The sequence below is a fragment of the Aquabacterium sp. genome, from assembly GCF_035476535.1.
Taxonomy (GTDB): Bacteria; Pseudomonadota; Gammaproteobacteria; order Burkholderiales; family Burkholderiaceae_C; genus Pseudaquabacterium.
In genome coordinates, this window is sequence record NZ_DATILJ010000132.1 from 1 (window position 1) to 22121 (window position 22121).

The window sequence follows — 22121 nt, forward strand, 5'->3', positions numbered from 1 at the left end:
TCCCACGCCCTGGTGCTGCGATCGCTCACCTTGATGCGGGAGCTGTCGCCCGACTACCTCAGCCGCTTCATGTCGCACATCGATGCCTTGCTGTGGCTCGAACAGGCGAATGGCGGCCGTTTGGCGGTGCCCCAGGATATCGTTCGCGCCGAGGGCGACAAGCCCCGCAAGGCCGCTCGCGGCAAGCCCGGGTGAGCGAGGCCCTCGGCGCCGCTGCGACATATCCTCGGCTCGGCTACTTGCTGAAGTTGATGTTCAGCGCCACCTGCACTTCGTCGGCCCCGCCAGCCGAGCACTTCATGCGCTTGACGGCTGCCTGCACGTACTTGGCGTATTCCTTCGGGCCCGACACGATGGTGGCGTCCACCACCTGGTTGCCACGCACCACCAGGCGGGTGCTGACGGTGCCGGCCACGCCGACACGATCCATGGCCTCTTCGAGCATCTGCGCCAGCACGTTCTGGTAGCCGGGGCAGGCCAGGCTGATCTCCTGCTTCACCACCGCGGGCCTGGGCTCAGGGGCTGGCGGCACGGGCACCGGCGGCGCGATGACCACCGGCTCCTTCGGCGGCTCGGCCTGCACCGCGCGGATCACCGGGGCGGCCGCGGCCACCGGCGGAACGAGCTCGGGCGGCGGCACATAGGCGGGCGGCGGCGGTGTCTCTGCCTTGGGTGCCGGCCTGATCTTCTCCACCTTCGGCGGCGGCGGCGGTGGCGGCGGCGCGATCTCGGGAATGATCGCCAGCTGGATCGGTTTCTGGATCACCTCGATGGCCTGCCGCGCCAGGCCCGACGCCAGCGCCCAGCCGATCACCGCATGGATCAGCACCACGACGACCAGGCCGGTGCCGCGGTGGGCGGCCACCGGCTGCGGCGAGCGCCCGGGCCGGGTGGCCGACAGGGGCAGGCCCGCCGGCGGCACCGGCTGCGCGCTTGCGGGCGGTGCCAGCCGGATCGTTGCCGGCACCAGGCCGCCGCCGGGAAAAAGTATCGCGCTCATGCAAACCTTTCGGGGTCGGTGATCACTTGTCGATGAACTGCTCGCTGCCGACGACACCCAGCTTCTGCAGGCCGGCCTGGTTGACGGCCACCATCACATCGGCGAAGGCCTCGTAGCGGGCGGCCTTGTCGGGGCGCACATGCACCTCGGGCGGCACGGCCTGCGCCGCGGCCCCCTGCAGCCGGGACTTCAGCTCGGCCGCATCGGCCACCGCCGTGCCGTTGAAAAACACCACGCTGCGCGGGTCGATGTGAATGCGCAGCACCTCGGGCGGCGTGTCCGGCAGCGGTGGCGTGCTGACCGGCAGGTTGAGGTTGACCGAGTGCAGCTGGATCGGGATGGTGATGATCAGCATCACCAGCAGCACCAGCATCACGTCGATCAGCGGCGTGGTGTTGATGTCGGCCACCGGTTCGACATCCGGCAGCGCGCGCCTGCGTTTTGTTCGTCGGCTCATGGTCTCAGCCCCGGGGCGGCGGTTCGGTGATGAAGCCCACCTTCAGGATGCCGGCACGCTGGCAGGCCAGCAGCACGCGGCCCACCGGCGCATAGTCGCTGCGTGCGTCGCCGCGGATGTGCACCTCCGGCTGCGGCGTCTGCCGCGCCGCGGTCTTGAGCTTGTCCACCAGCGCTTCGGGGCCGGCCAGGCGCGCATCGAACCAGAAGATGCCGCCCTGGCCGTCGACCGAGACCACGATGTCCTTGGGCTTGCTCTCGCGCAGCTCGTTGCGCAGCTTGGGCAGCTGCACCGGCACCGAGTGGTTGACGACCGGGATGGTGATCAGGAAGATGATCAGCAGCACCAGCATCACGTCGACCAGCGGCGTGGTGTTGATGGCGGCGATCACCGGCTCCTCGCCGCTGCCGCCGGCGGCCGGCAGGTTCATCGCCATGGCCGCAGCTTTTTAGCGCTATCACGCATCATCAGGCCGCGGCAGCGCTCGAGCCCAGCAGCACCGAATGCAGCTCGCCGGAGAAGTCGCGCACCTCGTCCATCACCGCGGAATTGCGCCGCAGCAGCCAGTTGTAGCCCAGCACCGCGGGCACGGCCACGGCCAGGCCGATGGCGGTCATGATCAGCGCCTCGCCCACCGGGCCGGCCACCTTGTCGATCGAGGCCTGGCCGGCCACGCCGATGGCGGTGAGCGCGTGGTAGATGCCCCAGACGGTACCGAACAGCCCGACGAAAGGCGAGGTGGAGCCCACCGTGGCCAGGAAGCTCAGGCCGGCGCTGAGGCGGCGCTGCACGCGTTCGGTGGCGCGGTGCAGCGACAGGTCGACCCACTCGTTGAAGTCCACCTGGGCGTGCAGGCCGCTGTGGCGCTGCGTGGCCTGCAGGCTGGCCTGGGCGATGAAGCGGAAGGGGCTGGCCTCGGGCAACTTGTCGGTGCCCGCCTGCACGGTGCCGGCGCTCCAGAAATCGCGCGCCGCCGCCTTGGCATGCCGGCCGATGCGCAGCTGTTCGAGCAGCTTGGTGATGATGACGTACCAGCTGCCGATGCTCATCAGCGCCAGGATCACCAGCACGCTCCTGGCCACCGCGTCGCTCTGCGTCCACAGCGCGTTCAGGCCATAGGGGTTGTCCACGGCCGCGGCAGCGCCCGGCTGGGCCTGGGCCACCAGGGCCCAGGCCAGCAGAGCCGCCCCACCCACGAGGCGCCCCCACGATGAAAGGTTCGTGCGTTTCATTTACTTCTTCGTGTAGATCTCGTCGAACACACCCCCATCGGCGAAGTGCGTCTTCTGGGCCTTGGCCCAGCCGCCGAACACATCGTTGATGGTGAACAGGTTGACCTTGGGGAACTGCCTGGCGTACTTGGCCGCCGTGGCCGCGTCACTCGGGCGGTAGTAGTTCCGCGCCGCGATGTCCTGGCCTTCGGGCGAATACAGGTAGTCGAGATAGGCCTGCGCCACCTCACGCGTGCCGTGCTTGTCGGCCACCTTGTCGACCACCGCCACAGGCGGCTCGGCCAGGATGCTGACCGGCGGGTAGACGATGTCGAACTTGTCGGCACCGAACTCCTTCAGCGCCAGGTGGGCTTCGTTCTCCCAGGCCAGCAGCACGTCGCCAATGCCGCGCTCGGCAAAGGTCACGGTGGAGCCGCGCGCGCCGGAATCGAGCACCGGCACGTTGTTGAACACCTTCTGGATGAACTCCTTGGCCTTGGCCTCGTTGCCGCCCGGCTGCTTCAGCGCAAAGCCGTAGGCCGCCAGGTAGCCCCAGCGCGCGCCGCCCGAGGTCTTGGGGTTGGCGGTGACCACGCTGATGCCCGGCTTGACCAGATCGTCCCAGTTCTTGATGGCCTTGGGATTGCCCTTGCGCACCAGGAAGATGTAGGTGGACTGGTAGGGCGTGCTGTTGAGCTTCAGGCGCGACTGCCAGTTGGCCGGCAGCAGCTTGCCCTTCTCGGCCACTTCGTCAATGTCGTAGGCCAGCGCCAGCGTCAGCACATCGGCCTCCAGCCCGTCGATCACCGAGCGTGCCTGCTTGCCCGAACCGCCGTGCGAGGCCTTGATGCTCACCGTGTCACCGGTCTTGGCTTTCCAGTGCTTGGCGAAGGCCGCGTTGTATTCCTGATAGAGCTCACGCGTCGGGTCGTAGGACACATTGAGCAGCGTGATGTCCTTGGCCAGCGCCAGGGCACTGCCAGCAGCCAGCGCGGCGAGCACCAGGGCTTTTCGGAAGTAGGGGGAAGTATTCATCGGGACGTCCTGCAAGAAGGGTGAACGCATGCGTCTTGGCACAAGCGTTCCGCAGTGTCCCGGTGCCGGCGCGTGGCGTGAACAAAGACTTCCGCACATGCTTATAGGCGCCGTGCGCAGTGCGCCGCCTCTTCAGCCCGGCGCTGTCGGTCCCGCAAGGACTTTGCTAGCGCCGGGCGTGAGCCACTGCATACAGTGTCTCCCCCGCCTCGATGCAAAGATCATCGGCGAGCATCAAGACCTGCAAGAGCGCGGCGTCCTCGGTTTCATGGATATTCGACAGGATCTCGTTGAGCGCGAGCATGTAGACCACCCCGCCCGTTGGCAAGACCATCGCTTCGGGAAAGAAGGCACGGATGGCAGGGAGGATGTTGCTGCTGTCGGCACACTCCGTCGGGTCGACGGAGAGAAAGGTGGCCAGGTCGGGACGAGTCCTGCGCATCGGCACCCGCTTCGATGGCTGACGCGGATCAACGAGGTACTTCTCCGGCAGTGATCTGCGAACCTTCTCCGCAAGGTCCAGTTGGCGATCGGTGTATTGCATGTGCGTCGGACCGACGAACTCATTTGCAAAGAAGATCCCGCCTGGCTTCAGCGCTTGCCAACTCCAGAACACGGCGGCACGCGCGTCAAGCATGTGGTGCAGGGCATCCTTCCAATAGACCAGATCGCAGGCCGGCCCCGGCGCCTCGGCGATGGCATCCTTGACTTGAATCGACACGCGATCCTGCAGCCCCATGGCGCGTGCGGATTGCAGGGCATCGGCCGCCCTCTTCTCCGAGATCTCATAAAGCGTGAAGTGCCCGACCACATCCGCTTCGAGCAGTTTGAGTTCATGGTACCCACTGCCACACCCGATGGAAATTCCACGCTCCAGGCGTGTACCGCCCGCGATCTTCCGAAGCAGTTCGATGTCACCCCCATGGGTTCCTTCGGCAGGTGTTCCGCAGTACCGCTGGTTGATATGCCGGCAAACGCTTCGACTCTGCCACCAGCGCGACCGGGCAGGCGCGGTGCTGGGCTGAGACCAGTGTTCCGCGGCCCTGGCCAGGAGTGAATCGCTCATGTGTACCCCTTCAGAATCGTGATGATGCCGGGATGCCGCTGCGCGCCGCGCAGGCCGTGGCCTTTGCCCAGTATTCCAGAACACGAGCTGTTGCAAGTTCTGGCGTTGCGCACGTATGCTCCGCACAGGACTGCCGGCGTCTATCGCCGAACTGGAGCGGAGATGGATCCCGATCAGGACAGGCTGACCTTTCTGAAGAACTACCTTCTTCAACGAGAAAAGGGACTGGATGCCGCCTTGCTGCCGCTCGGCCATCCGGGTGGCAAGGATGTGCTGGTCTTTGGTTGCGGCAAGGGCAGCGAGATCCTGTGGTGTGCCACGCACAAGGCGAGAACCACGCTCGGTGTCGATCTGCACCCCATTGACACCGGCGCACTGAGTTCGCTGCTGCACGAACGCGGCCAGGACGACTTCAACTATGCGATGGCGCAGATCGACGTGCATGACCTGGCCCTCTCCCGGCCGGCGCAGTTCGACCTGATTCTCTCCAACGGCGTGTTCGAGCATGTCTCCGACATGAAAGGCGTGCTGAACGCCTTTCGCGCCTTGCTGCGCCCGGGTGGACGCATCAGCATCTACGCCGATGGTTTGTGGTTTTCGTCCATTGGCGGCCACCTGGGCCGGGACAATTGGGAGCATTTGTGGATGTCCGAAAGCGACATCCGGCAAAACTTTCCGGCCAGGTGGCCTGCGTACAAGAGCCACTTGAACAGGATGACCTGCGTGGACTTCATGAATGCCGTGCGCGACGTGGGTGCGCTGGTGCTCCAGTTCAGGATCCGGTCCGATCCGTATCTCAAGAGGATGCCGATGCTCATCGACAAGATGCGGGCCAAGCAGGAGCTTTCGCCAACCGACCTGTCGATAACGTCGATAGCGTGCGAACTCTGCTTCATTGAGCATCTCTAGTCGACTCCTGCCACACGACAAGCCGCGCTGCGGGCTCGGCAGCCGGGTTTCATTCGTCGCATCGGTCTCGCTGGTATCGACAGCTGCTCCGCTGGTCAGAAGACTGCGGCACGATCGGGACCATGAAAGCAATGATCGGTTTGTTGTGGGGCCTGGGCGGCATGGTGCTGGGCTTCGGTCTGTTCGCGGTGGCTGCGTCGCTGTATGCCCAGGCAACGCACGCATCAAACCGCGAGGGCGCGGTGGGCTACTTCGTGATCGCGTTGGGCGTGATCGGCGCGCTGCTCGGCCTGGTGGCCGGGCTGGCGTGGTACGCCCGCAGCGCACCGGCGGGCGAAGGGCTGCGGCAGTTCGGGCAGGGCGTGCTGGGGCTGGCCGTCTTCGCGGCCGTGGTGGTGGCGGCCGGCTGGGCCTGGCTGCAATCCCGCGAGCTCCCGGTCATCTACAACGGCAATGCGCAGGCCAGTCTGCTGCTGGAGTTCCGTGCGCTGGCCGCGTCGGCGCCCGGCGAACCCGCGCGCCAGTGGCTGAACGTGGAGGTCACCACGGCCAACACCCGGCCGGTGGCGCTGGTGCTGCAGGACGAAGTGCGCCGAGACGGTGAGCACCTGGTCGTGCCCGCCGTGCAGGGGCCCTTGATCCGCTCAGGCAACCGGCTCGTCGTGGCCCGGCTGACGCTGCCGGGCGGCGAGCGCCACGAGGTCTTCATGCCGTCGATGCCACGCCGGCCCGACCCGAAGGCCGGGTGGAGCGACTGGGTCTCGCCGCGCCAGGTGTTCGATGTGCAGAGCGGCGCAACGGGCGGGCAGGCCCAGCTGCAGATGCGCTGGCGCCTGCGCCTCTACGGGGAGTGACGCGCCCCGCGTCCCGCCAGCCGCTGCACCACCGCGACCAAGCGGTCCACTTCCTCGCAGGTGTTGTAGAAAGCCAGCGAGGGCCGCACCGTGGCTTCCAGCCCGAAGCGGCGCAGGATCGGCTGCGCGCAATGGTGGCCGGTGCGCACCGCAATGCCCTCGGCGTTCAGAGCCTGGCCGACCTGCTCGGTGGTGTGACCGTCGAGCACGAAGGACAGCACGCTGGCCTTGTCGCGCGCGGTGCCGATCAGGCGCAGCCCGGGAATCGGCTGGATGCGCTGCGTGGCGTAGTCCAGCAGCGCATGTTCGTACTGGCCGATGGCCTCGATGCCGATGCGCTCCACATACTCCAACGCCGCGCCCAGGCCCACCGCATCGGCGATGTTGCCGGTGCCGGCCTCGAAGCGTGTCGGCGGGCCGTGGTACACGGTGCGCTCGAAGCTCACGTCGGCAATCATGTTGCCGCCGCCCTGCCAGGGCGGCATGTCTTCGAGGATCTCGCGCTTGCCATAGACCACGCCGATGCCGGTGGGCCCGAAGACCTTGTGGCCGGAGAAGACGAAGAAGTCGGCGTCCAGCGCCCGCACATCCACCCGCATGTGCGAGACCGATTGCGCGCCGTCCACCAGCGCCTTCGCGCCGGCCCGGTGCGCCAGCGCGACGATCTGCTGCACCGGCACCACGGTGCCCAGCGCATTCGACACCTGCGTCACCGCGACGAGCTTGGTGCGCTCGTTCAGCAGCCGCTGGTACTCATCCAGCCGCAGCTGGCCATCATCGTCGACCGGGATCACGCGGATCTTCGCGCCCTTCTCGGCCGCCAGTTGCTGCCAGGGCACGATGTTGGCGTGGTGCTCGAGGTGCGAGACGATGATCTCGTCGCCCGGCCCGATGTTCTTGGCGCCCCAGCTCTTGGCCACCAGGTTGATGGCCTCGGTGGTGCCGCGCACGAAGATGATCTCCTCGGTGGACGCGGCGCCGATGAAGCGGCGCACCGTCTCGCGGGACTTCTCGTAGGCGTCGGTCGCGCGCGCGGCGAGTTCATGCGCGGCACGGTGGATGTTGGAGTTCTCGTGGGCGTAGAAATGCGCCAGCCGGTCGATCACGGCCTGCGGCTTTTGTGTCGTCGCGGCGTTGTCGAACCACACCAACGGGCGGCCATTGACCCGCTCCTGCAGGATCGGGAAGTCGCGGCGCACGGCATGGATGTCGAAGGGCGGATGCGCAGGGGCCGCCGCCGGCAGCTGCGGCACCGTGTCGATGAAATAGAAGGGGCCCGTGGCCGGTGCCTCCGCCAGAAAGTAATAACCACTCACCGGCACGGCCTTGGCTTCGGGCACGGCGAGCACGTGGGAGCCCCAACGACCGTCGTAGCCCGGCACGGCCATCAGCGCATGGTCCGGCACGCCATTCGGCGCTTGCGCATGCGGCAGCAGCGCCGGCGCCGAGGCCACGGCGTTGGCGGGTGCCTGGGGCGAGCTGGGCACCAGGTTGGCCCCCGGGGGCAGCGCACCCAAGGGCACAGCCGCGGGTGTGGACGGCCCGCTGGTGCCCGGCGGCAGCGAGAGCCCAGCGGGCGCCGGGTTGGCCGGCACCGGAACGCCGCCCACCGCCGGGTTGCTGCCCGGCAGTGCAGCAAAGAATTCACCGGCCAGCCGCGCCAGCACGGCCGCATCCGGCAGGCCCGACGGCGGCGTCAGGTTCAACACATCAGACGAGGACATCGTGCGCTATCACTTGTAGGTGTCGGGATAGTCGTGGTACTTGCCGATCTCCACGTCGTCCAGCACCGCCAGCGCATCGGGCGTGTGAACCGCCAGCGAGCAGTACAGCGAGATCAGGTAAGAAGCGATGGCGTTGCGGCTGATGCCCATGAAGCGCACCGACAGGCCCGGGCTCTGCTCGCCGGGCAGGCCGGGCTGGAACAGGCCGACCACGCCCTGGCGCTTGTCGCCGACACGCAGCAGCAGGATCTTGGTCTTGCCATCGGCCACCGGCACCTTGTCGGACGGAATCAGCGGAATGCCGCGCCAGGTCAGGAACTGCGAGCCGAACAGGCTCACGGTCGGCGGCGGCACGCCGCGGCGGGTGCACTCCCGGCCGAAGGCGGCAATCGCGAGCGGATGGGTCAGGAAGAACGCGGGCTCCTTCCACACCCTGGTCAGCAACTCGTCCAGGTCGTCGGGCGTCGGCGCGCCGCTCAGCGGGAAGACGATCTGCTCCGGCGCCACGCTGGCCAGCAGGCCGTAGTCGGAGTTGTTGATCAGCTCGTTTTCCTGCTTCTCCTTGATCGTCTCGATCGTCAGGCGCAGCTGTTCCTTGATCTGGTCGTGCGGGCTGCTGTAGAGGTCGGAGACGCGGGTGTGCACGTCCAGCACGGTGCTGACGGCATTGAGGAAGTATTCGCGCGGCTTCTCGTCGTAGTCGACAAAGGTCGACGGCAATTCCGACTCGTCGCGTTTGGCGCACAGCACCTGCACGTCCTGCGGGTTCTTGACGGTGTTCAGCCGGTAGATGCCGGCCTCGACCGGCAGCCATTGCAGCAGGTGCGTCAGCCAGCGCGGGCTGATGGTCGACAGTGTCGGCGCGGTCTTGGTGGCATTGGCCAGCTGGCGGGCGGCGTTGTCGCCAAGAGCCAGCTGCACGGGGGAAGGTTCGGCCATGAGGAAGTCCTGGAATCGATGGGGGGTGAGTTCTATGGCGGCGCTTCGCGGCCGCGCTGGCGCGTGCACTGCCTTCGCAGCGCAAGATCAGTTCAGACGAGCACACCGCCAACGCTGCGTGTGTCGCTCATAATTGGCGTTACTTTCCCGTAGCATCACCCAAGGCGTCGTCGCGGGCGCTGGCTTGCGCGATGCGGCTGTTCGGTGGCACGCTGCGCGTGAGCCAGACATTGCCGCCGATGGTCGAACCGCGGCCGATGGTCACGCGGCCGAGGATCGTGGCGCCGGCATAGATCACCACCTCGTCCTCGACGATCGGGTGCCGCGCGCCGCCCTTCTGCAGATGCCCTTGGCCATCGGTGGCAAAACGCTTGGCGCCCAGCGTCACCGCCTGGTACAGGCGCACGTTGCGGCCGATCTCGGCGGTTTCGCCGATGACGACGCCGCTGCCGTGATCGATGAAGAAACCAGGCCCGATGCGCGCGCCGGGATGGATGTCGATGCCGGTGTCGGCATGCGCCAGCTCCGACACCAGGCGCGCCAGCAGCGGCACGCCCAGGCGGTACAGCTGGTGCGCCAGGCGGTGGTGGATCATCGCGTGCAGGCCGGGGTAGCACAGCAGCACCTCGTCGACGCTGCCCGCTGCCGGGTCGCCGTGGTAGGCGGCGAGCACATCGCTGTCCAGCAGGCTGCGGATGGTCGGCAGCGCCGCGCCGAAGTCATGCACCACCGCCAGCGCGCGGGCATCTGCATCGGCGGGCGGCTGCTGTGCATGGCGCGCCTGGTAGCGCAGTTCCAGGCGCACCTGCACCAGCAGGGCGTTCAGCACCGCGTCCAGCGTGTGGCCGACGTAGTAGTCCTCGCTTTCCTGCCGCAGGTCCGGCGGACCCAGGCGCATCGGGAACAGCGCGCCGCGCAGGCCGCTCACAATGGACGCCAGGGCTTCGCCGGACGGCAGCTCACGGCCGCCCACTTCAACCGGTCTTTGCTGCGACGTGCGCCAGCGCTCGCGCACCGCGCGAAGTTCGGTGACGATGGCGGCCAGTTCGATCGGCGTGCTCACCTCTCAGTCCTGCACCCAGGGCAGCGCGCGGAAGCGCCAGCCATCGGCCGTGCCGCGCTGTTGCGCCGCGTTCAACTCGCCCTCGAAGCCCTCGAGCACGTTGAAGGCCTGCTCGAAGCCGGCCCTGGCCGCCGCCTCAGCCGCCAGGGCGGAGCGCTTGCCGCTGCGGCACAACAGCAGCAGCACGTCGGTCTTGCGCAGCCTGGCTTCCAGCTCGCGGGTGAAGCGCGGGTTGCGCGTCAGGCTGGTGCCGGTGGCCCAGGCCACATGCAGGCTGCCGGGCACGTGGCCGACGAACTTGCGCTCTTCGGCCGAGCGCACGTCCACCAGCAGCGCCGCGCCGGCCTGCACCAGCGCCCAGGCCTGGGCCGGCGGCACGCCACCGGCGTAAGGCAGGCCTGCCACGCGGGCCTGCGCCCGGGCTTGATCGAGCAAAGGATGGCATGAAGCTTCGGCAAGCACGGCGGACATGGCGTCTCCTGACAACGGGGCGGTGATGGCTATGGCCGCCAGCGTAGGCAGTCCGCCCGGGCGGCGGAACGAACGAAAGCGCGCTTGCATATGCGCAATCCGCTCCGCGGCTCGCCCAGCACGTCGTTGGAGCGCTCAGCCCGCCGCCGCCGATCCCCTCGTACCCACCGTCTTGCAGCGCGGCCGCTGCGCAGCGCGCGCGGCCGGCCATGTCACGGTGAACGCCGTTCAGTCGGCGGCGAGCTTGAACAGGCTGGTGGCTTCGAGATCGAGCGCCTCCTGGCCCTCGGCGGTGAACAGCTGCCAGCGCCAGCGCAGGATGCCCAGCGTGGGCTTCTGGCTGGACCGGCGAACCTCGATCACCGTCGCGCGCAGCGACAGCCGGTCGCCCGGCCGCACCGGCCGCGGCCAGCGGATGTTCGCGACGCCCGGCGAGGCAAAGGACTCCGAGTCGTGCAAGGCCGCATCGACGGCCAGCCGCATCGCCATCGCGCAGGTGTGCCAGCCGCTGGCGATCAGCCCGCCGAAGCGGCCCTGCGCCGCGGCGGCCGGGTCGGTGTGGAACCACTGCGGGTCGTAGGCCCGGGCGAACTGCAGCACCTCGGCTTCAGTCACCTCGTAAGGCCCGGCGCTGATCTGCTGGCCCGGGTGGAATTCGGCGAACTTCATGGCGCGGCTCCGGAAAAGGGGTTGTAGCTCTATCGTGCATTCAAGCACAATAATGCATACCCGCTGGCGCCGCGCGCCGGCAGATCACCCTGGAGACCCGCCATGTCCGACACCGCGATCAACGATTTCCGCCAGCTGCTGGGCCGGCTCACCGCCCAGCTCGACGGCCGCCCGCTGGACGCCGCCCTGGACGCCTGGCTGAACGCCGAGCATGGCGCGCAGAGCGAGGTCTACCAAGCGCTGGCCACCGCCTGCCGCGCCGGCGTGACCGAAGGCTGGCTGTGCAACCGGGAAGGCGGCGGCATCCGCTACGGCCGCATCTTCAAGCCGGCCCCCGACCTGCACGGCTTCTCGGTCGACGTGGTCGACATGCAGGACATCGCCGGCCCGCACCACAGCCACCCGAACGGCGAGATCGACCTGGTGATGCCGATCGACGGCGACGCGCGGTTCGATGGCCGGCCGGCCGGCTGGCTGGTCTGCCCGCCGGGGAGTGCGCATCGGCCTACGGTGTCGAGCGGGCGGGCGCTGGTGTTGTATCTGCTGCCGCAGGGGGCGATTGAGTTCACGCGCTGAGAGGACACGACAAGCGCGCCCGTGGTGAGTCGACGTCGACGCATACACTTTCTTCCCCGGCATCCCTGACCGAGGAGAACACGATGACCCAAGAACCTTTTGCATCCGTGCCGGACCTGGTGTCGGAAATGGCCGCCGGCCGCATGGTCGTGTTGGTGGACGACGAAGGTCGCGAGAACGAGGGCGACGTGATCCTCGCCGCGGATCACGTTACGCCGGACAGCATCAACTTCATGGCCCGGCATTGCCGCGGCCTGATCTGCCTGACGCTGACACCGGACCGCTGCGATCACCTGCAACTGCCACCGATGGTTGCGCGCAACGGCACCAAGCACGGCACCGCGTTCACCGTCTCGATCGAGGCCGCGACCGGCATCGACACCGGCATCTCCGCGGCAGACCGCGCCCGCACGATCCAGGTGGCCGTGGCCTCGGACGCAACGCCGAAGTCGCTGGTCCAGCCGGGGCACGTGTTCCCGCTGCGGGCCGCCGAGGGCGGCGTGCTGATGCGGGCCGGCCACACCGAAGCCGGCTGCGACCTCGCCCGGCTTGCCGGCTTGCAGCCCGCCGCGGTGATCTGCGAAGTGATGAACGACGACGGCACCATGGCCCGGCTGCCGGACCTCGTCGCCTTCGCCGCGCAGCACGGCATCAAGCTCGGCACCATCGCCGACCTGATCCGCCACCGCAGCCGCCACGAACGCATCGTCGAACAGGCCGGGCAGCGGCCGCTGACGACGCCCTACGGCAGCTTCCAGTCCCGCACCTACCGTGATCACTTCGGCGGCGTGCACCTCGCGCTCACGGTGGGCGACTGGTCGGAGTCGGATCTGGTGCCGGTGCGTGTGCACGAGCCGCTGTCGGTGCTGGACCTGCTCGACACCGCCTCCGGCCGGCACTCGTGGCCGCTGCCGCTGGCCTTGCGCGCGATCCAGCACGAAGGGCGCGGCGTGGCGCTGCTGCTCAATGCCGCGGAGTCATCGGTCGACCTGCTGGCCGGCTTCGTCGCGCCGCGCGACGAGCAGCGCAGCGCATCCGCCTCGCCGGAGGTGGACCTGCGCACCTATGGCGTCGGCGCGCAAATCCTGCGCGACCTCGGCATAACGCGGATGAAAGTGCTCGGCAATCCGCGCCGCTTCCCGAGCATGGGTGCCTACGGCCTCCACGCGGAGAGCTTCGTACCGCCGCAGTCTGCGTCATGATCACCGGCAGGCCGACGCTCTGCGTCGTCCGTCGAGGTCACCAGCACACGAAGCCGCCGTCGACGATCAGGTCGACGCCGGTGCAGAACGACGCCGCGCGGCTGACCAGGAACACCGCCGGGCCGACCATCTCGTCCACCGTCGCCATGCGGCCGAGCGGCGTGTCGCGTTCGAAGATCTTCACCTGCTCGGCGACCTCCGGCCGCAGGTTCATCGGCGTGGCCGTGTAGCCGGGGCTGATGCTGTTGACGCGCACGCCGCGATCGGCCCATTCCATCGCCAGGCTCTTGCTCATGTGCATCACCGCGGCCTTGGAGCTGTTGTAGTGGGCCTGCAGCAGCCCGCGGTTGACGATCGAGCCGGACATCGACGCGATGTTGACGATCGCGCCCTTGCGGCGCGGCAGCATCACGCGGGCCTGCGCCTGGCAGCTGAGGAACACGCCGTCGACGTTGATCGCGTGCACGCGGCGCCACTGCGCGTAGGCCATGTCTTCGGCCGGCGCGGCGTCGGCGATGCCGGCGCAGTTCAGGGCGATGCTCAGCGCGCCGAGTTGCGACTCGACGGCCGAGACCGCCGCGGCCAGGTCGTCGGCGTTGGTGACGTCGCCGGTGTGCACCAGCGCCCGCCGGCCCTGGGCGCGGATGCGCGTCAGCGTCGCTTCCAGGCCGGTGGCCTGCTGCGGCAGGTCGAAACAGCCAACGTCGGCACCCGCTTCGGCCAGGCCGATGGCCAGGCGCTGGCCGATGCCGCTGCCGGCGCCGGTGACGAGGGCAACCTCGCCTTGCAGGCCGAACATGTCCATGCGTGTGTCTCCTTGGGGTGGGTCAGGGCTCGGCGAGCAGGCGCTGGCCGGTGTCCAGGTCGGTGATGAGGGTGCTGATCCAGCCGCCGCGCAGCGCGCCGCGGATCGCCTCGAACTTGCGCCGGCCGCCGGCCACGCCGATGCGTCGGCGCGCACGCCGGATCTGCTCGGTCGAGATGCCGATCACCCGCTGGTCGAAACCGGTCTCTACCGGGCGGCCCTGCAGGTCGTAGAAGCGCATGCAGACATCGCCGACGGCGCCGGCACGCTTCAGGTCTGCGAGGTCCTGCTCGCTGAACACGTTGCCGCTCTCGCGCAGCATGCGTGACGGCGGAATCGCGCCGATGCCCATCAGCACCGCGGACAGCGCGTCGTAGTACGCCACCGCCTGCCGGCACGAGGGGTCGGCGAGCAGCACCCGCTTCGCCGCGGGCGAGGCCACCACGCCCGGCGCGAGCATGAAGACCGGCTCGGCCTTGGCCAGTTGCGCCAGGCGCTCGGTCAGCCGCGTCGCGAAGCGCTGCGCGCCGGCCACGCCGACACCGCCGAGCACTTGCACGACGCTCTTCGTCGCGCCCGGGCCGATCGGCCGCATCGCGTTGACCGCGGCCAGCAGCGTCGAGCTCCACGACGAGACGCCGATCGATTCGAACGACGGCACCATCAACTCGAGGTAGGTCGCGACGGTGGAGGCGAGCGCGCGCGACATCGCCTCGTCGTCGCTGAAAGCGCTGTCGTCGACCTCGACGAGGATCGCCTCGTCCAGGCCGTAGCGTTGCTCGAGCTGCTGCTCGACCTCGGCGTGCACGCCCTCGGGCACGTGCACCGTGATGCGAACAATGCCGAGCTGCTCGGCCTGCTTCAACAGCCGCGAGACGCGCGCCTGTGACAGGCCGAGCTGCTCGGCGATGCGCGCCTGGCCGAGCCCGTGCTCGTGGTACAGGCTCGCCACGCGCGTGGTCAGCCGCAGGAGATCGGGGGTGGTCGAGCTTCCAGTCGGCATGGGCTCAATTGTCACTGGGCCGGCGAAGGCGATACCCACGCTCATGCGACCGCCAGCTCCATGACGCGCTGGCTGTTCGCCTCGAACCGCGGCAAGCTGCCGCGGACCTCGCCGCGCGACAGCACGATCACCCGATGTGACAGGCCCAGCACCTCGTCGAGGTCGGAGCTGACCACGATCACCGCCATGCCTTCGCGCGCGAGGCCGGCGATGAGCTCGTAGATCTGCGCGCGCGCGCCGACGTCGACGCCGCGTGTCGGCTCGTCGAGGATGATGATCCGCGGGCGGCGCGCGATCCACTTCGCGATGACCAGCTTCTGCTGGTTGCCGCCGGACAGCGAAGCCGCCGACTGCGCGGCGCTGCCTTTGATGCGCAGCCGCCGGATCAGGCCGTCGGCGAAGGCCACGGCCCGCGAGGGCCTGAGCCAGCCCCCCGGCGCGACCTGGTCGAAGTTGCTGTAGGCCAGGTTCTCCCACAGCGCGTGCTGCAGCACGACACCGAGTGCCTTGCGGTCGTCCGGCACCATCACCAGGCCGGCGCGGATCGCGTCGGCCGGTGAGCGCAGCGCCAGGCGCCGGCCGGCGACGAAGATCTCGCCGGCGGCAATCGCGTCGGCGCCGACGATGGCCCGCATCGCCTCGGTGCGCCCGGCGCCGGCGATGCCGGCGAAGCCGAGGATCTCGCCGGCGCGGACCTCGAACGACAGGCTGCGGAAGCTGCCGTCGGGCGCCGTGAGCCCGCGCACGGCCAGCGCCACCGGCGCGTCCGCCGCCGGCGCGGACACCTCGGGAAACAGCCGGTCGACGCTGCGGCCCACCATGTCGCGCACCAGCTGCGCCGGCGGCACCTGCGCGCTGGCGTGGCTGGCCACATGCGCGCCGTCGCGCAGCACCACCACGCGGTCGCAGATGCGGGCGATCTCGGCCAGCCGGTGGCTGACGTAGATGAAGGACACGCCCTCGGCCTTCAGCCGGCGAACCTGCTCGAACAGGCGCTCGGTCTCGGCGTCACCGAGGGCGGCCGTGGGCTCGTCCAGGATCAGCAATCGCGCATCGAGCGTCAGCGCCTTGGCGATTTCCACCTGCTGCTGCGCCGCGACGCGCAGGCTGCCGACCTTGCGTGTGGCCGGCACGTCCAGGCCCAGGCGCTGCAACTGGGCCTGCGCCCGCGCGATCATCGCCGGCCGGTCGACCCGCCCGTTCTTCATCGGCAGGCGGCCGACGAAGACGTTCTCGGCGATCGTCAGCTGCGGCAGCAGCCGCATCTCCTGGTGGATCAGGCCGATGCCGGCATGCAGCGCGTCCGCCGGAGACGCGGGCGCGTAGGGCCGGCCGCGCCAGGCCATGTGGCCGCCCGCATCAGGCGTTACCAGTCCGGCGATCAAGGACGACAGCGTGGACTTGCCGGCGCCGTTCTCGCCGAGCAGCGCAACACATTCGCCCGGCCGCACGTCCAGGTCGACGCCGTGCAGCACCGTCACGGCGCCGTAGGTCTTGCCGATGTTGCGCACGACGAGACCGTCGTGCTCCACCGCGCCCTTACCCACGGCGGACGAGCCTGTCTAGCCAAGCGCACGCCGCGGATCCGGCTTTGCCGGTCCGCTGGCGTAGCCCCCTTGAGGGGGAAGCGCCGAAGGCGCTACGGGGGTGGGTCACGGATGTGCTGTGAGGAACTGCTCGACGTTGGCCTTGGTCGTGACCTTGGCATCGGTCGGCTGGTCCTTCGGCACCGTCTTGCCGCCCAGGATGGTCGTCACGGCGTCGACGGCCATGCGGCCCATCGTGAAGGTCTGCTGCGTCGCGGTGGCGTCCAGCGAGCCACTCTGCACGGCCTTCAGGCCGCCGACGTCGCCGTCGAAGCCGACGACCCACACCTTCTGCGCCGGCTTGGCGAGCTTGACCGCCTGCGCCGCGCCGAGCGCGATGCCATCGGCCTGGCCGAGGATGATGTTGACCGATGGGTCGCGCTGCAGCATGTCCTGGGCGAACTTGTTGCCTTCGTCGGCCGACCAGCGCTCGGTCCACTGCTGCTGCGTGACCTTGATGCCGCAGGTGGCCAGGCCCTGCGTGAAGCCCTTGGTGCGCTCGACCTCCGGCGTCGTGCCGCGCTGGCCGTGGATCATCACGGCCTTGCCCTTGCCCTTGGTCTGTTCGCAGACCCACTTGCCGAGCTCGGCGGTGGCGGGAATCGACTGGCCGTAGATGAAGGTGTCACCGGGCGCGCCGTCGGCCTGGCGGTCGACGTTGATCACCGGGATCTTGGCCGCGCGCGCCGCCTTCACCGGCACGGCCGCGGCGGTGGCGCCGGCCGGGATGTAGATCAGCGCGTCGATCTTCTGCGCGATCAGGTCCTGGATCTGGTTGACCTGCGTCGTCGCGTCGCCCTTGGCGTCGACGGTGATCACGGTGTAGCCCTTCTCCTTGCCGTAGGCCTCGACCGACTGCTTGATCATGTTGAAGAACTCGGCCTGCAGGTTGGCCACGGCCAGGCCGATCTTCTTGCCCTGGCCCTGGGCAAAGGCGCCGGGCGCCGCGCCCAGGGTCAGGCCGGCGATCGTGACGAGCGCGATTCTGTTGAACTTGAACATGGCGATGTCTCCTCGTTGACGGGGTGGGGGAAGTGAAAGTCAGGGAATCAGCGCGACCTGCGCTTGTTGGCGTCGACCATCACGGCCAGCACGATCACGACGCCGATGACGATCTGCTGCACGAACGGCGAAGTGCCGATCAGGTTCAGGCCGTTGCGCAGCACGCCGATCGTCAGCACGCCCATCAGCGTGCCGAAGATCGAGCCGACGCCGCCGGCCAGGCTGGCCCCGCCGATCACCACCGCGGCAATCGTGTCCAGCTCGTAGCCCAGGCCGCCGCTGGGCTGGGACGAATCCAGCCGCGTCGACATCACGACCCCGGCCAGCCCGGCGAGCAGGCCGCAGACGGTGTAGACGCCCAGCGTCAAGCGCTTGACCGGGATGCCGGCGAGCCGGGCGACCTCGCTGCTGCCGCCTATTGCATAAAGCGAGCGGCCACCGGCGCGGTACTTCATGTACGCGGCCGCGAGCACCGTCAGCACCAGGAACAGCGCTACCGTGACGGACAGGAAGCCGAAGTGGCGCTCGATCGACAGCGCCGAGAACCAGTCGGGGTAGCCGACGATCTGGCTGCCGTCGGTGATCAGGTTGGCCAGCCCGCGCGCGATGGACATGGTCGCCAGCGTGGCGATGAAGGCCGGCAGGTTGGCCTGCGTGATCAGCAAGCCCGAGGTCGCGCCGCAGGCGGCGCCGACCAGCAGCGCGGCGACGATGGCCAGCGGCATCGGCACGCCGAGCACGTTGCTCAGCCAGCCCATCGCCATCATCGAGACCGCGAGCACCGAGCCGACCGACAGGTCGATGCCGCCGATGACGATCACCGCCGTCATGCCCAGCGCCATGATGCCCAGCACGGTCAGCTGGTCGATGACGTTGAGCAGGTTGCGCACCGACAGGAAGGTGTCGGTGGCGAGTGAGAAGACGATGCACAGCGTGACCAGGCTGAGCAGCGGGATGTGGTCCGACAGCCGCTCCTGCCAGGCGACGGACGGCGGCAGCGGTGGTACGCCGGCGTCCGCAGTGCGCACCGGCGAACGAGCGGTGGAATCGATGGCCATGTCGTCTCCGTCTGTCATGCGCCGGTGCCCGGCTGGAGGCGGGCGCGGGCCACGGCGCTGGCCCAGGCCCGGCGCGCGTCGCGGCGGGCCGGCCCGGCGTCGGCGGGCACCGGTGTGGTCTGCTGCGCGCGCGGCAGCTCGCACAGCGCCGGCAGGTCCCACAGCCCTGCGCCGACGCCGGCCAGGTGCGCCACACCGAGGGCAGAGAGCTCCACGTCGGCGCAGTGCACCACCGGACGGCCGATGTAAGCGGCCAGCAGCGCACGCAGCGTCGGGTTGCGCGAGGGCCCGCCGTCCAGCAGCAGGCGCTGCACGCCCGAGACGCTGGCATCCATCGCGTCCAGCACGTCGGCCACCTGGTGGGCGATCGAGTCGAGCGCCGCGGCGAGGATCTGCGCCCGGCCCGTGGCCAGCGTGAGGCCGCTGATCAAACCGACGGCGTGCGCGTCCCAGTACGGCGCGCCCAGCCCGCTGAAGGCCGGCACCAGGCACAGCCCGGCGGCCTCGGCGCCGGCGGCTTCCGCGGCAGCCACCTCCGGCTCCAGGCCGAACAGATCGGCCGCCCAGCGCAGCGTCGCCCCGGCCGAGCGGATATTGCCCTCCAGCGCCGGCAGCGGGCCGGGGCCGACGTCCCAGGCGATCGTCCGGCACAGGCCGGGATGCACGTGCGCCCCATCGTGCGCCAGGCCCATCACCGACGCGCCCGTGCCCATCGTCGCCTTCACGTCGCCGGGTGCGTGCGCGCCGTGCGCGAAGAGCGCGGCGTGCGAGTCGGCCATCACCGCCTGCACCGGCACGCCGGCGAGCGCAGGGTGCAGCGCCGCGCCGTCCCCGCGCCGCGCGAGCGAAGGCCGCACCGCCGGCATCGCCGCACGCGGGACGTTGAACAGCCGCAGCAGATCGTCGTCCCAGCTGCCGCGCTGCACGTCGAGCAACTGCGTGCGCGAGGCGTTGCCGACCTCGATGCCGCCATCATCACCCCCTGAATGGCTGCCGAGCCGGGCAATCAGCCAAGCGTCGATCGTGCCGGCCCGCAGCGCGCCGCTGCGTGCGGCACGACGCTCGGGGTCGAGGCGGTCGAGCAGCCAGCGGATCTTCAGCGCCGAGAACATCGGGTCCAGCGGCAGCCCCGAGCGCGCCCGCACCAGCGGCTCGGCACCCTCGGCGGCGAGGCGGTCACGCAGCTCGACGGTGCGCCGGTCCTGCCAGCTCAGCAGCGGCGTCAGCGCCTTCGCGCCCTCGTGCTGCCAGAGCAGCGCCGACTCGCGCTGCGTCGACAGCCCGATGGCCACCACGCGCACACCGTCGCGCTGCGCGAGGCAGTGGGCCACCGCGGCGCGCAGGCTGTGCCAGATCTCGTCGGCGTCCTGCTCGACCCAACCCGGCGCCGGGTAGCGCTCGCCCACCGGCGCCGCCGCCTTGGCGACGATGCCGCCCCGGGCATCGACCAGCACGCACTTGGTCGCGCTGGTGCCCTGGTCGATGGCGAGCACGTGGTCCATGGCCGTCCTTCCGCGCTCAGTGGGCCCGCAGCAGTTCTTGCGCACGTTCGGCGATGTTCGCGGCGGTGAGCCCGAAATGCTCGAACAGGTAGGACGCGCTGCCGGTCGGCGCGAAGCCGGTGACACCGATGATGCGCATCGGCGTCGGGTGCACCTGCGACACCAGTTCGGCAACGGCCGAGCCAAGGCCGCCCTGCACCACGGCTTCTTCGACGGTGACGATGCCGCGCGTCTCGCGCGCCGCGGCGAGGATCGTCGTCTCGTCGAGCGGCTTGACCGACGCGGCGTTGATGACCCGCGCCTGGATGCCCAGCTGCGCCAGCCGTTCGGCGGCGTCGAGCGCGCGCGAGACCATCGTGCCGATGGCGACGATCGTCACGTCGGCCCCGCCACGCAGCACGACGGCGCGGCCGAGCTCGAAGGCCTGGCCTTCGGGCGACACCGCCGGCACCTTGGTGCGGCCGATGCGCAGGAAGCACGGCCGGTTCGCGCCGACCGCCCAGCGCATCGCGGCGCGCGTCTCGACCGGGTCCGCCGGGACGATCACGGCGAGGTCGGCGATCGCGCGCAGCCAGGCCAGGTCCTCGATCGAATGGTGTGTCGGCCCGAGTTCGCCGTAGGCCATGCCGGGGCTCATGCCGCACAGCACCACCGGGAAGTCGGAGTAGGCGATGTCGGCCTTGATCTGCTCGAGCGCGCGGCCGGTGAGGAAGGGCGCGGCAGCGCAGACGAAGGGCCGCAGGCCGCCGTTGGCCAGCCCCGCGGCAACGCCGACCATGTTCTGCTCGGCGATGCCGACGTTGACCAGCCGCTCGGGGAAGGCCTGGCGGAACGCAACGAGGTTGCTCGAGCCGACCGAATCGTTGCAGACCGCGACGATGCGCGGGTCAGTTAGGGCCAGCGCCGCGAGTTCGTCGGCGAAAGCCACGCGGCAATCGAAGCCGGCGCTGCTGTCCTGCTTGCTCACGACGCCAGCTCCTTCATCGCCGCCTCGACCTGGGCCGCGGTGGGCACCTTGTGGTGCCACTCGACACCGTTCTCCATGAACGACACGCCCTTGCCCTTCACCGTGCCGGCAATCACCGCGCGTGGACGAGCACCCGGCGCCTGCGACAGCACGGCCAGCAGCTCGGCATGCGAGTGGCCATCGACGACATGGGTCTCCCAGCCAAAGGCCCGCCACTTGTCGGCCAGCGGCTCGAGATCGTTGGTGTCCGCGGTGCTCGCGCCCTGCTGCAGGCGGTTGCGATCGACCACCGCGGTCAGGTTGCCGAGGCGACGCTGCGCGGCGTACATCGCGGCCTCCCAGTTGCTGCCCTCCTGCAGCTCGCCATCGCCCAGCACCACGAAGGTCCGCCAGTCCTCGCCGCGGATGCGCGCCGCCGTCGCGCAGCCGACGCCGACCGGCAGGCCGTGGCCCAGGGGGCCGGTGTTGGTCTCGACCCCGGGAACCTTGCGCCGGTTCGGGTGCCCGTTCAGCGGCGACAGCGGCGCCGCGAAGTGCACCAGACGCTCGGCCGGGAAGTAGCCGCACTCCGCCAGCACGGCATAGAGCGCAGCCGCGCAATGGCCCTTGCTCAGGATGAAGCGGTCACGCAAGGGCCAGTCGGGTGCGGCCGGGTCGATGCGCAGCACGCCCTCGAACAGCGTGACGAGGATGTCGGTCACCGACAGGTCGCCGCCGACATGGCCCAGCCCTGCCCCTTCGATGGTCGACAGGATCCGGCGGCGGATGCGCGTGCTGGCGGCCGCCAGCCTGTCGGTCCGGCTGTCCGGCTCGCCCGCTGCGAAGGCTTCTCGGCGGCCGCGCCAGCGACCCAGGGCCGCGACATCTGTCGCCAAGGGTGCCGCAGAGGGCGGATCACTGTCGTGCATATTTATTCAGTAATGAATTAACTGGATATAGATTAGGTGAGTCGATCAGGGGCCGACACTCGGGGCTTCCCTAGGTGTCAGCCGTCAAGGGCTTGTGACTTGAACCAGGCCGCC

At 69.4% G+C, this 22121-nt stretch carries 24 protein-coding genes; 5 read left to right on the forward strand and 19 right to left on the reverse strand.

Annotated elements, in window-relative coordinates:
- On the forward strand, window positions 1-195 hold a 195-nt coding region (locus VLK61_RS13150), incomplete at its 5' end, for a DUF2894 domain-containing protein (protein WP_325421856.1).
- Window positions 196-235: 40 nt separating this feature from the next.
- Here the strand turns inward: VLK61_RS13150 and VLK61_RS13155 are convergent.
- The 6 genes from VLK61_RS13155 to VLK61_RS13180 all read right to left on the reverse strand — a co-directional run bounded on the left by VLK61_RS13155 (window position 236) and on the right by VLK61_RS13180 (window position 4769).
- Window positions 236-1000: an energy transducer TonB gene (locus VLK61_RS13155; RefSeq protein WP_325421858.1), complete on the reverse strand. Its 765-nt coding sequence runs from the start codon at window positions 998-1000 to the stop codon at window positions 236-238.
- A gap of 22 nt (window positions 1001-1022) precedes the next feature.
- On the reverse strand, window positions 1023-1457 hold the full coding sequence (locus tag VLK61_RS13160) for an ExbD/TolR family protein (RefSeq protein ID WP_325421860.1): 435 nt from the start codon (window positions 1455-1457) through the stop codon (window positions 1023-1025).
- Between the two features lie 4 nt (window positions 1458-1461).
- A complete protein-coding gene (locus VLK61_RS13165) occupies window positions 1462-1893 on the reverse strand; it encodes an ExbD/TolR family protein (RefSeq protein ID WP_325421862.1) in 432 nt (143 codons plus the stop codon).
- A 31-nt stretch (window positions 1894-1924) separates the two neighbouring features.
- The gene (locus tag VLK61_RS13170) at window positions 1925-2689 is read right to left on the reverse strand and encodes a MotA/TolQ/ExbB proton channel family protein (RefSeq protein ID WP_325421863.1); all 765 of its coding nucleotides are present in this window, start codon (window positions 2687-2689) and stop codon (window positions 1925-1927) included.
- Window positions 2690-3703, reverse strand: a complete 1014-nt coding sequence (locus VLK61_RS13175) for a sulfate ABC transporter substrate-binding protein (protein ID WP_325421865.1) — start codon at window positions 3701-3703, stop codon at window positions 2690-2692.
- A 166-nt stretch (window positions 3704-3869) separates the two neighbouring features.
- Complete coding sequence (locus tag VLK61_RS13180; RefSeq protein ID WP_325421867.1) at window positions 3870-4769, reverse strand: class I SAM-dependent methyltransferase; 900 nt, start codon at window positions 4767-4769, stop codon at window positions 3870-3872.
- A gap of 162 nt (window positions 4770-4931) precedes the next feature.
- On the opposite strand from VLK61_RS13180, the gene VLK61_RS13185 reads away from it, so the two are divergent.
- Together VLK61_RS13185 and VLK61_RS13190 are read left to right on the forward strand one after the other, a co-directional pair.
- Complete coding sequence (locus tag VLK61_RS13185; RefSeq protein ID WP_325421869.1) at window positions 4932-5678, forward strand: class I SAM-dependent methyltransferase; 747 nt, start codon at window positions 4932-4934, stop codon at window positions 5676-5678.
- A 122-nt stretch (window positions 5679-5800) separates the two neighbouring features.
- On the forward strand, window positions 5801-6532 hold the full coding sequence (locus VLK61_RS13190) for a hypothetical protein (RefSeq protein WP_325421871.1): 732 nt from the start codon (window positions 5801-5803) through the stop codon (window positions 6530-6532).
- Here VLK61_RS13190 and VLK61_RS13195 read toward each other — a convergent pair.
- From VLK61_RS13195 to VLK61_RS13215, 5 genes are all read right to left on the reverse strand, one after another.
- Window positions 6520-8256, reverse strand: coding sequence for a family 2A encapsulin nanocompartment cargo protein cysteine desulfurase (locus VLK61_RS13195; RefSeq protein WP_325421873.1), 1737 nt, complete (start codon window positions 8254-8256; stop codon window positions 6520-6522). The genes VLK61_RS13190 and VLK61_RS13195 overlap by 13 nt on opposite strands.
- A 9-nt stretch (window positions 8257-8265) precedes the next feature.
- The gene (locus VLK61_RS13200) at window positions 8266-9195 is read right to left on the reverse strand and encodes a family 2A encapsulin nanocompartment shell protein (RefSeq protein ID WP_325421875.1); all 930 of its coding nucleotides are present in this window, start codon (window positions 9193-9195) and stop codon (window positions 8266-8268) included.
- A 139-nt stretch (window positions 9196-9334) separates the two neighbouring features.
- A complete protein-coding gene (gene epsC / locus VLK61_RS13205; RefSeq protein ID WP_325421877.1) occupies window positions 9335-10258 on the reverse strand; it encodes a serine O-acetyltransferase EpsC in 924 nt (307 codons plus the stop codon).
- A gap of 3 nt (window positions 10259-10261) precedes the next feature.
- A complete protein-coding gene (locus tag VLK61_RS13210) occupies window positions 10262-10729 on the reverse strand; it encodes a rhodanese-like domain-containing protein (RefSeq protein ID WP_325421879.1) in 468 nt (155 codons plus the stop codon).
- A 228-nt stretch (window positions 10730-10957) separates the two neighbouring features.
- Window positions 10958-11398: a MaoC family dehydratase gene (locus VLK61_RS13215; protein WP_325421881.1), complete on the reverse strand. Its 441-nt coding sequence runs from the start codon at window positions 11396-11398 to the stop codon at window positions 10958-10960.
- Between the two features lie 102 nt (window positions 11399-11500).
- On the opposite strand from VLK61_RS13215, the gene VLK61_RS13220 reads away from it, so the two are divergent.
- Both VLK61_RS13220 and ribBA read left to right on the forward strand, forming a co-directional pair.
- A complete protein-coding gene (locus VLK61_RS13220) occupies window positions 11501-11974 on the forward strand; it encodes a DUF4863 family protein (RefSeq protein ID WP_325421883.1) in 474 nt (157 codons plus the stop codon).
- Between the two features lie 83 nt (window positions 11975-12057).
- The gene (ribBA, locus tag VLK61_RS13225) at window positions 12058-13176 is read left to right on the forward strand and encodes a bifunctional 3,4-dihydroxy-2-butanone-4-phosphate synthase/GTP cyclohydrolase II (RefSeq protein ID WP_325421885.1); all 1119 of its coding nucleotides are present in this window, start codon (window positions 12058-12060) and stop codon (window positions 13174-13176) included.
- 37 nt (window positions 13177-13213) lie between these two features.
- On the opposite strand, the gene VLK61_RS13230 is transcribed toward ribBA, so the two are convergent.
- The 8 genes from VLK61_RS13230 to VLK61_RS13265 form a co-directional block, all read right to left on the reverse strand.
- Entirely contained in the window at window positions 13214-13981 is a 768-nt protein-coding gene (locus VLK61_RS13230; RefSeq protein ID WP_325421887.1) for an SDR family oxidoreductase, read from the reverse strand.
- Window positions 13982-14003: 22 nt separating this feature from the next.
- Entirely contained in the window at window positions 14004-14984 is a 981-nt protein-coding gene (locus VLK61_RS13235) for a sugar-binding transcriptional regulator (RefSeq protein WP_325421889.1), read from the reverse strand.
- A gap of 41 nt (window positions 14985-15025) precedes the next feature.
- Window positions 15026-16531, reverse strand: coding sequence for a sugar ABC transporter ATP-binding protein (locus tag VLK61_RS13240; RefSeq protein ID WP_325421891.1), 1506 nt, complete (start codon window positions 16529-16531; stop codon window positions 15026-15028).
- Between the two features lie 105 nt (window positions 16532-16636).
- Window positions 16637-17572: a sugar ABC transporter substrate-binding protein gene (locus VLK61_RS13245; RefSeq protein WP_325421893.1), complete on the reverse strand. Its 936-nt coding sequence runs from the start codon at window positions 17570-17572 to the stop codon at window positions 16637-16639.
- A 47-nt stretch (window positions 17573-17619) separates the two neighbouring features.
- Window positions 17620-18630 (reverse strand): ABC transporter permease, encoded by a 1011-nt coding sequence (locus tag VLK61_RS13250; RefSeq protein ID WP_325421895.1) that lies wholly within the window; start codon window positions 18628-18630, stop codon window positions 17620-17622.
- Window positions 18631-18644: 14 nt separating this feature from the next.
- The gene (locus tag VLK61_RS13255) at window positions 18645-20132 is read right to left on the reverse strand and encodes an FGGY family carbohydrate kinase (RefSeq protein WP_325421897.1); all 1488 of its coding nucleotides are present in this window, start codon (window positions 20130-20132) and stop codon (window positions 18645-18647) included.
- A 16-nt stretch (window positions 20133-20148) separates the two neighbouring features.
- Window positions 20149-21099 carry a transketolase family protein gene (locus VLK61_RS13260; protein WP_325421899.1) on the reverse strand — a complete coding sequence of 317 codons (951 nt, stop codon included), beginning with the start codon at window positions 21097-21099 and terminating at the stop codon, window positions 20149-20151.
- A complete protein-coding gene (locus VLK61_RS13265) occupies window positions 21096-21974 on the reverse strand; it encodes a transketolase (RefSeq protein ID WP_325421901.1) in 879 nt (292 codons plus the stop codon). Before VLK61_RS13265 ends, VLK61_RS13260 begins: the two co-directional genes overlap by 4 nt.
- Window positions 21975-22121 lie beyond the last annotated feature (147 nt).

Excerpts from the sequence above, each read along its gene's own strand:
- VLK61_RS13250 (WP_325421895.1), bottom strand. The coding sequence starts at position 18,630 with ATGGCCATCGATTCCACCGCTCGTTCGCCGGTGCGCACTGCGGACGCC.
- VLK61_RS13165 (WP_325421862.1), bottom strand. The coding sequence starts at position 1,893 with ATGGCGATGAACCTGCCGGCCGCCGGCGGCAGCGGCGAGGAGCCGGTG.
- VLK61_RS13215 (WP_325421881.1), bottom strand. The coding sequence starts at position 11,398 with ATGAAGTTCGCCGAATTCCACCCGGGCCAGCAGATCAGCGCCGGGCCT.
- VLK61_RS13195 (WP_325421873.1), bottom strand. The coding sequence starts at position 8,256 with ATGTCCTCGTCTGATGTGTTGAACCTGACGCCGCCGTCGGGCCTGCCG.
- VLK61_RS13255 (WP_325421897.1), bottom strand. The coding sequence starts at position 20,132 with ATGGACCACGTGCTCGCCATCGACCAGGGCACCAGCGCGACCAAGTGC.
- VLK61_RS13185 (WP_325421869.1), top strand. The coding sequence starts at position 4,932 with ATGGATCCCGATCAGGACAGGCTGACCTTTCTGAAGAACTACCTTCTT.
- ribBA (WP_325421885.1), top strand. The coding sequence starts at position 12,058 with ATGACCCAAGAACCTTTTGCATCCGTGCCGGACCTGGTGTCGGAAATG.
- VLK61_RS13230 (WP_325421887.1), bottom strand. The coding sequence starts at position 13,981 with ATGGACATGTTCGGCCTGCAAGGCGAGGTTGCCCTCGTCACCGGCGCC.
- VLK61_RS13190 (WP_325421871.1), top strand. The coding sequence starts at position 5,801 with ATGAAAGCAATGATCGGTTTGTTGTGGGGCCTGGGCGGCATGGTGCTG.
- VLK61_RS13180 (WP_325421867.1), bottom strand. The coding sequence starts at position 4,769 with ATGAGCGATTCACTCCTGGCCAGGGCCGCGGAACACTGGTCTCAGCCC.
- VLK61_RS13235 (WP_325421889.1), bottom strand. The coding sequence starts at position 14,984 with ATGCCGACTGGAAGCTCGACCACCCCCGATCTCCTGCGGCTGACCACG.
- VLK61_RS13160 (WP_325421860.1), bottom strand. The coding sequence starts at position 1,457 with ATGAGCCGACGAACAAAACGCAGGCGCGCGCTGCCGGATGTCGAACCG.
- VLK61_RS13175 (WP_325421865.1), bottom strand. The coding sequence starts at position 3,703 with ATGAATACTTCCCCCTACTTCCGAAAAGCCCTGGTGCTCGCCGCGCTG.
- VLK61_RS13155 (WP_325421858.1), bottom strand. The coding sequence starts at position 1,000 with ATGAGCGCGATACTTTTTCCCGGCGGCGGCCTGGTGCCGGCAACGATC.
- VLK61_RS13210 (WP_325421879.1), bottom strand. The coding sequence starts at position 10,729 with ATGTCCGCCGTGCTTGCCGAAGCTTCATGCCATCCTTTGCTCGATCAA.
- VLK61_RS13170 (WP_325421863.1), bottom strand. The coding sequence starts at position 2,689 with ATGAAACGCACGAACCTTTCATCGTGGGGGCGCCTCGTGGGTGGGGCG.
- VLK61_RS13200 (WP_325421875.1), bottom strand. The coding sequence starts at position 9,195 with ATGGCCGAACCTTCCCCCGTGCAGCTGGCTCTTGGCGACAACGCCGCC.
- VLK61_RS13245 (WP_325421893.1), bottom strand. The coding sequence starts at position 17,572 with ATGTTCAAGTTCAACAGAATCGCGCTCGTCACGATCGCCGGCCTGACC.
- VLK61_RS13220 (WP_325421883.1), top strand. The coding sequence starts at position 11,501 with ATGTCCGACACCGCGATCAACGATTTCCGCCAGCTGCTGGGCCGGCTC.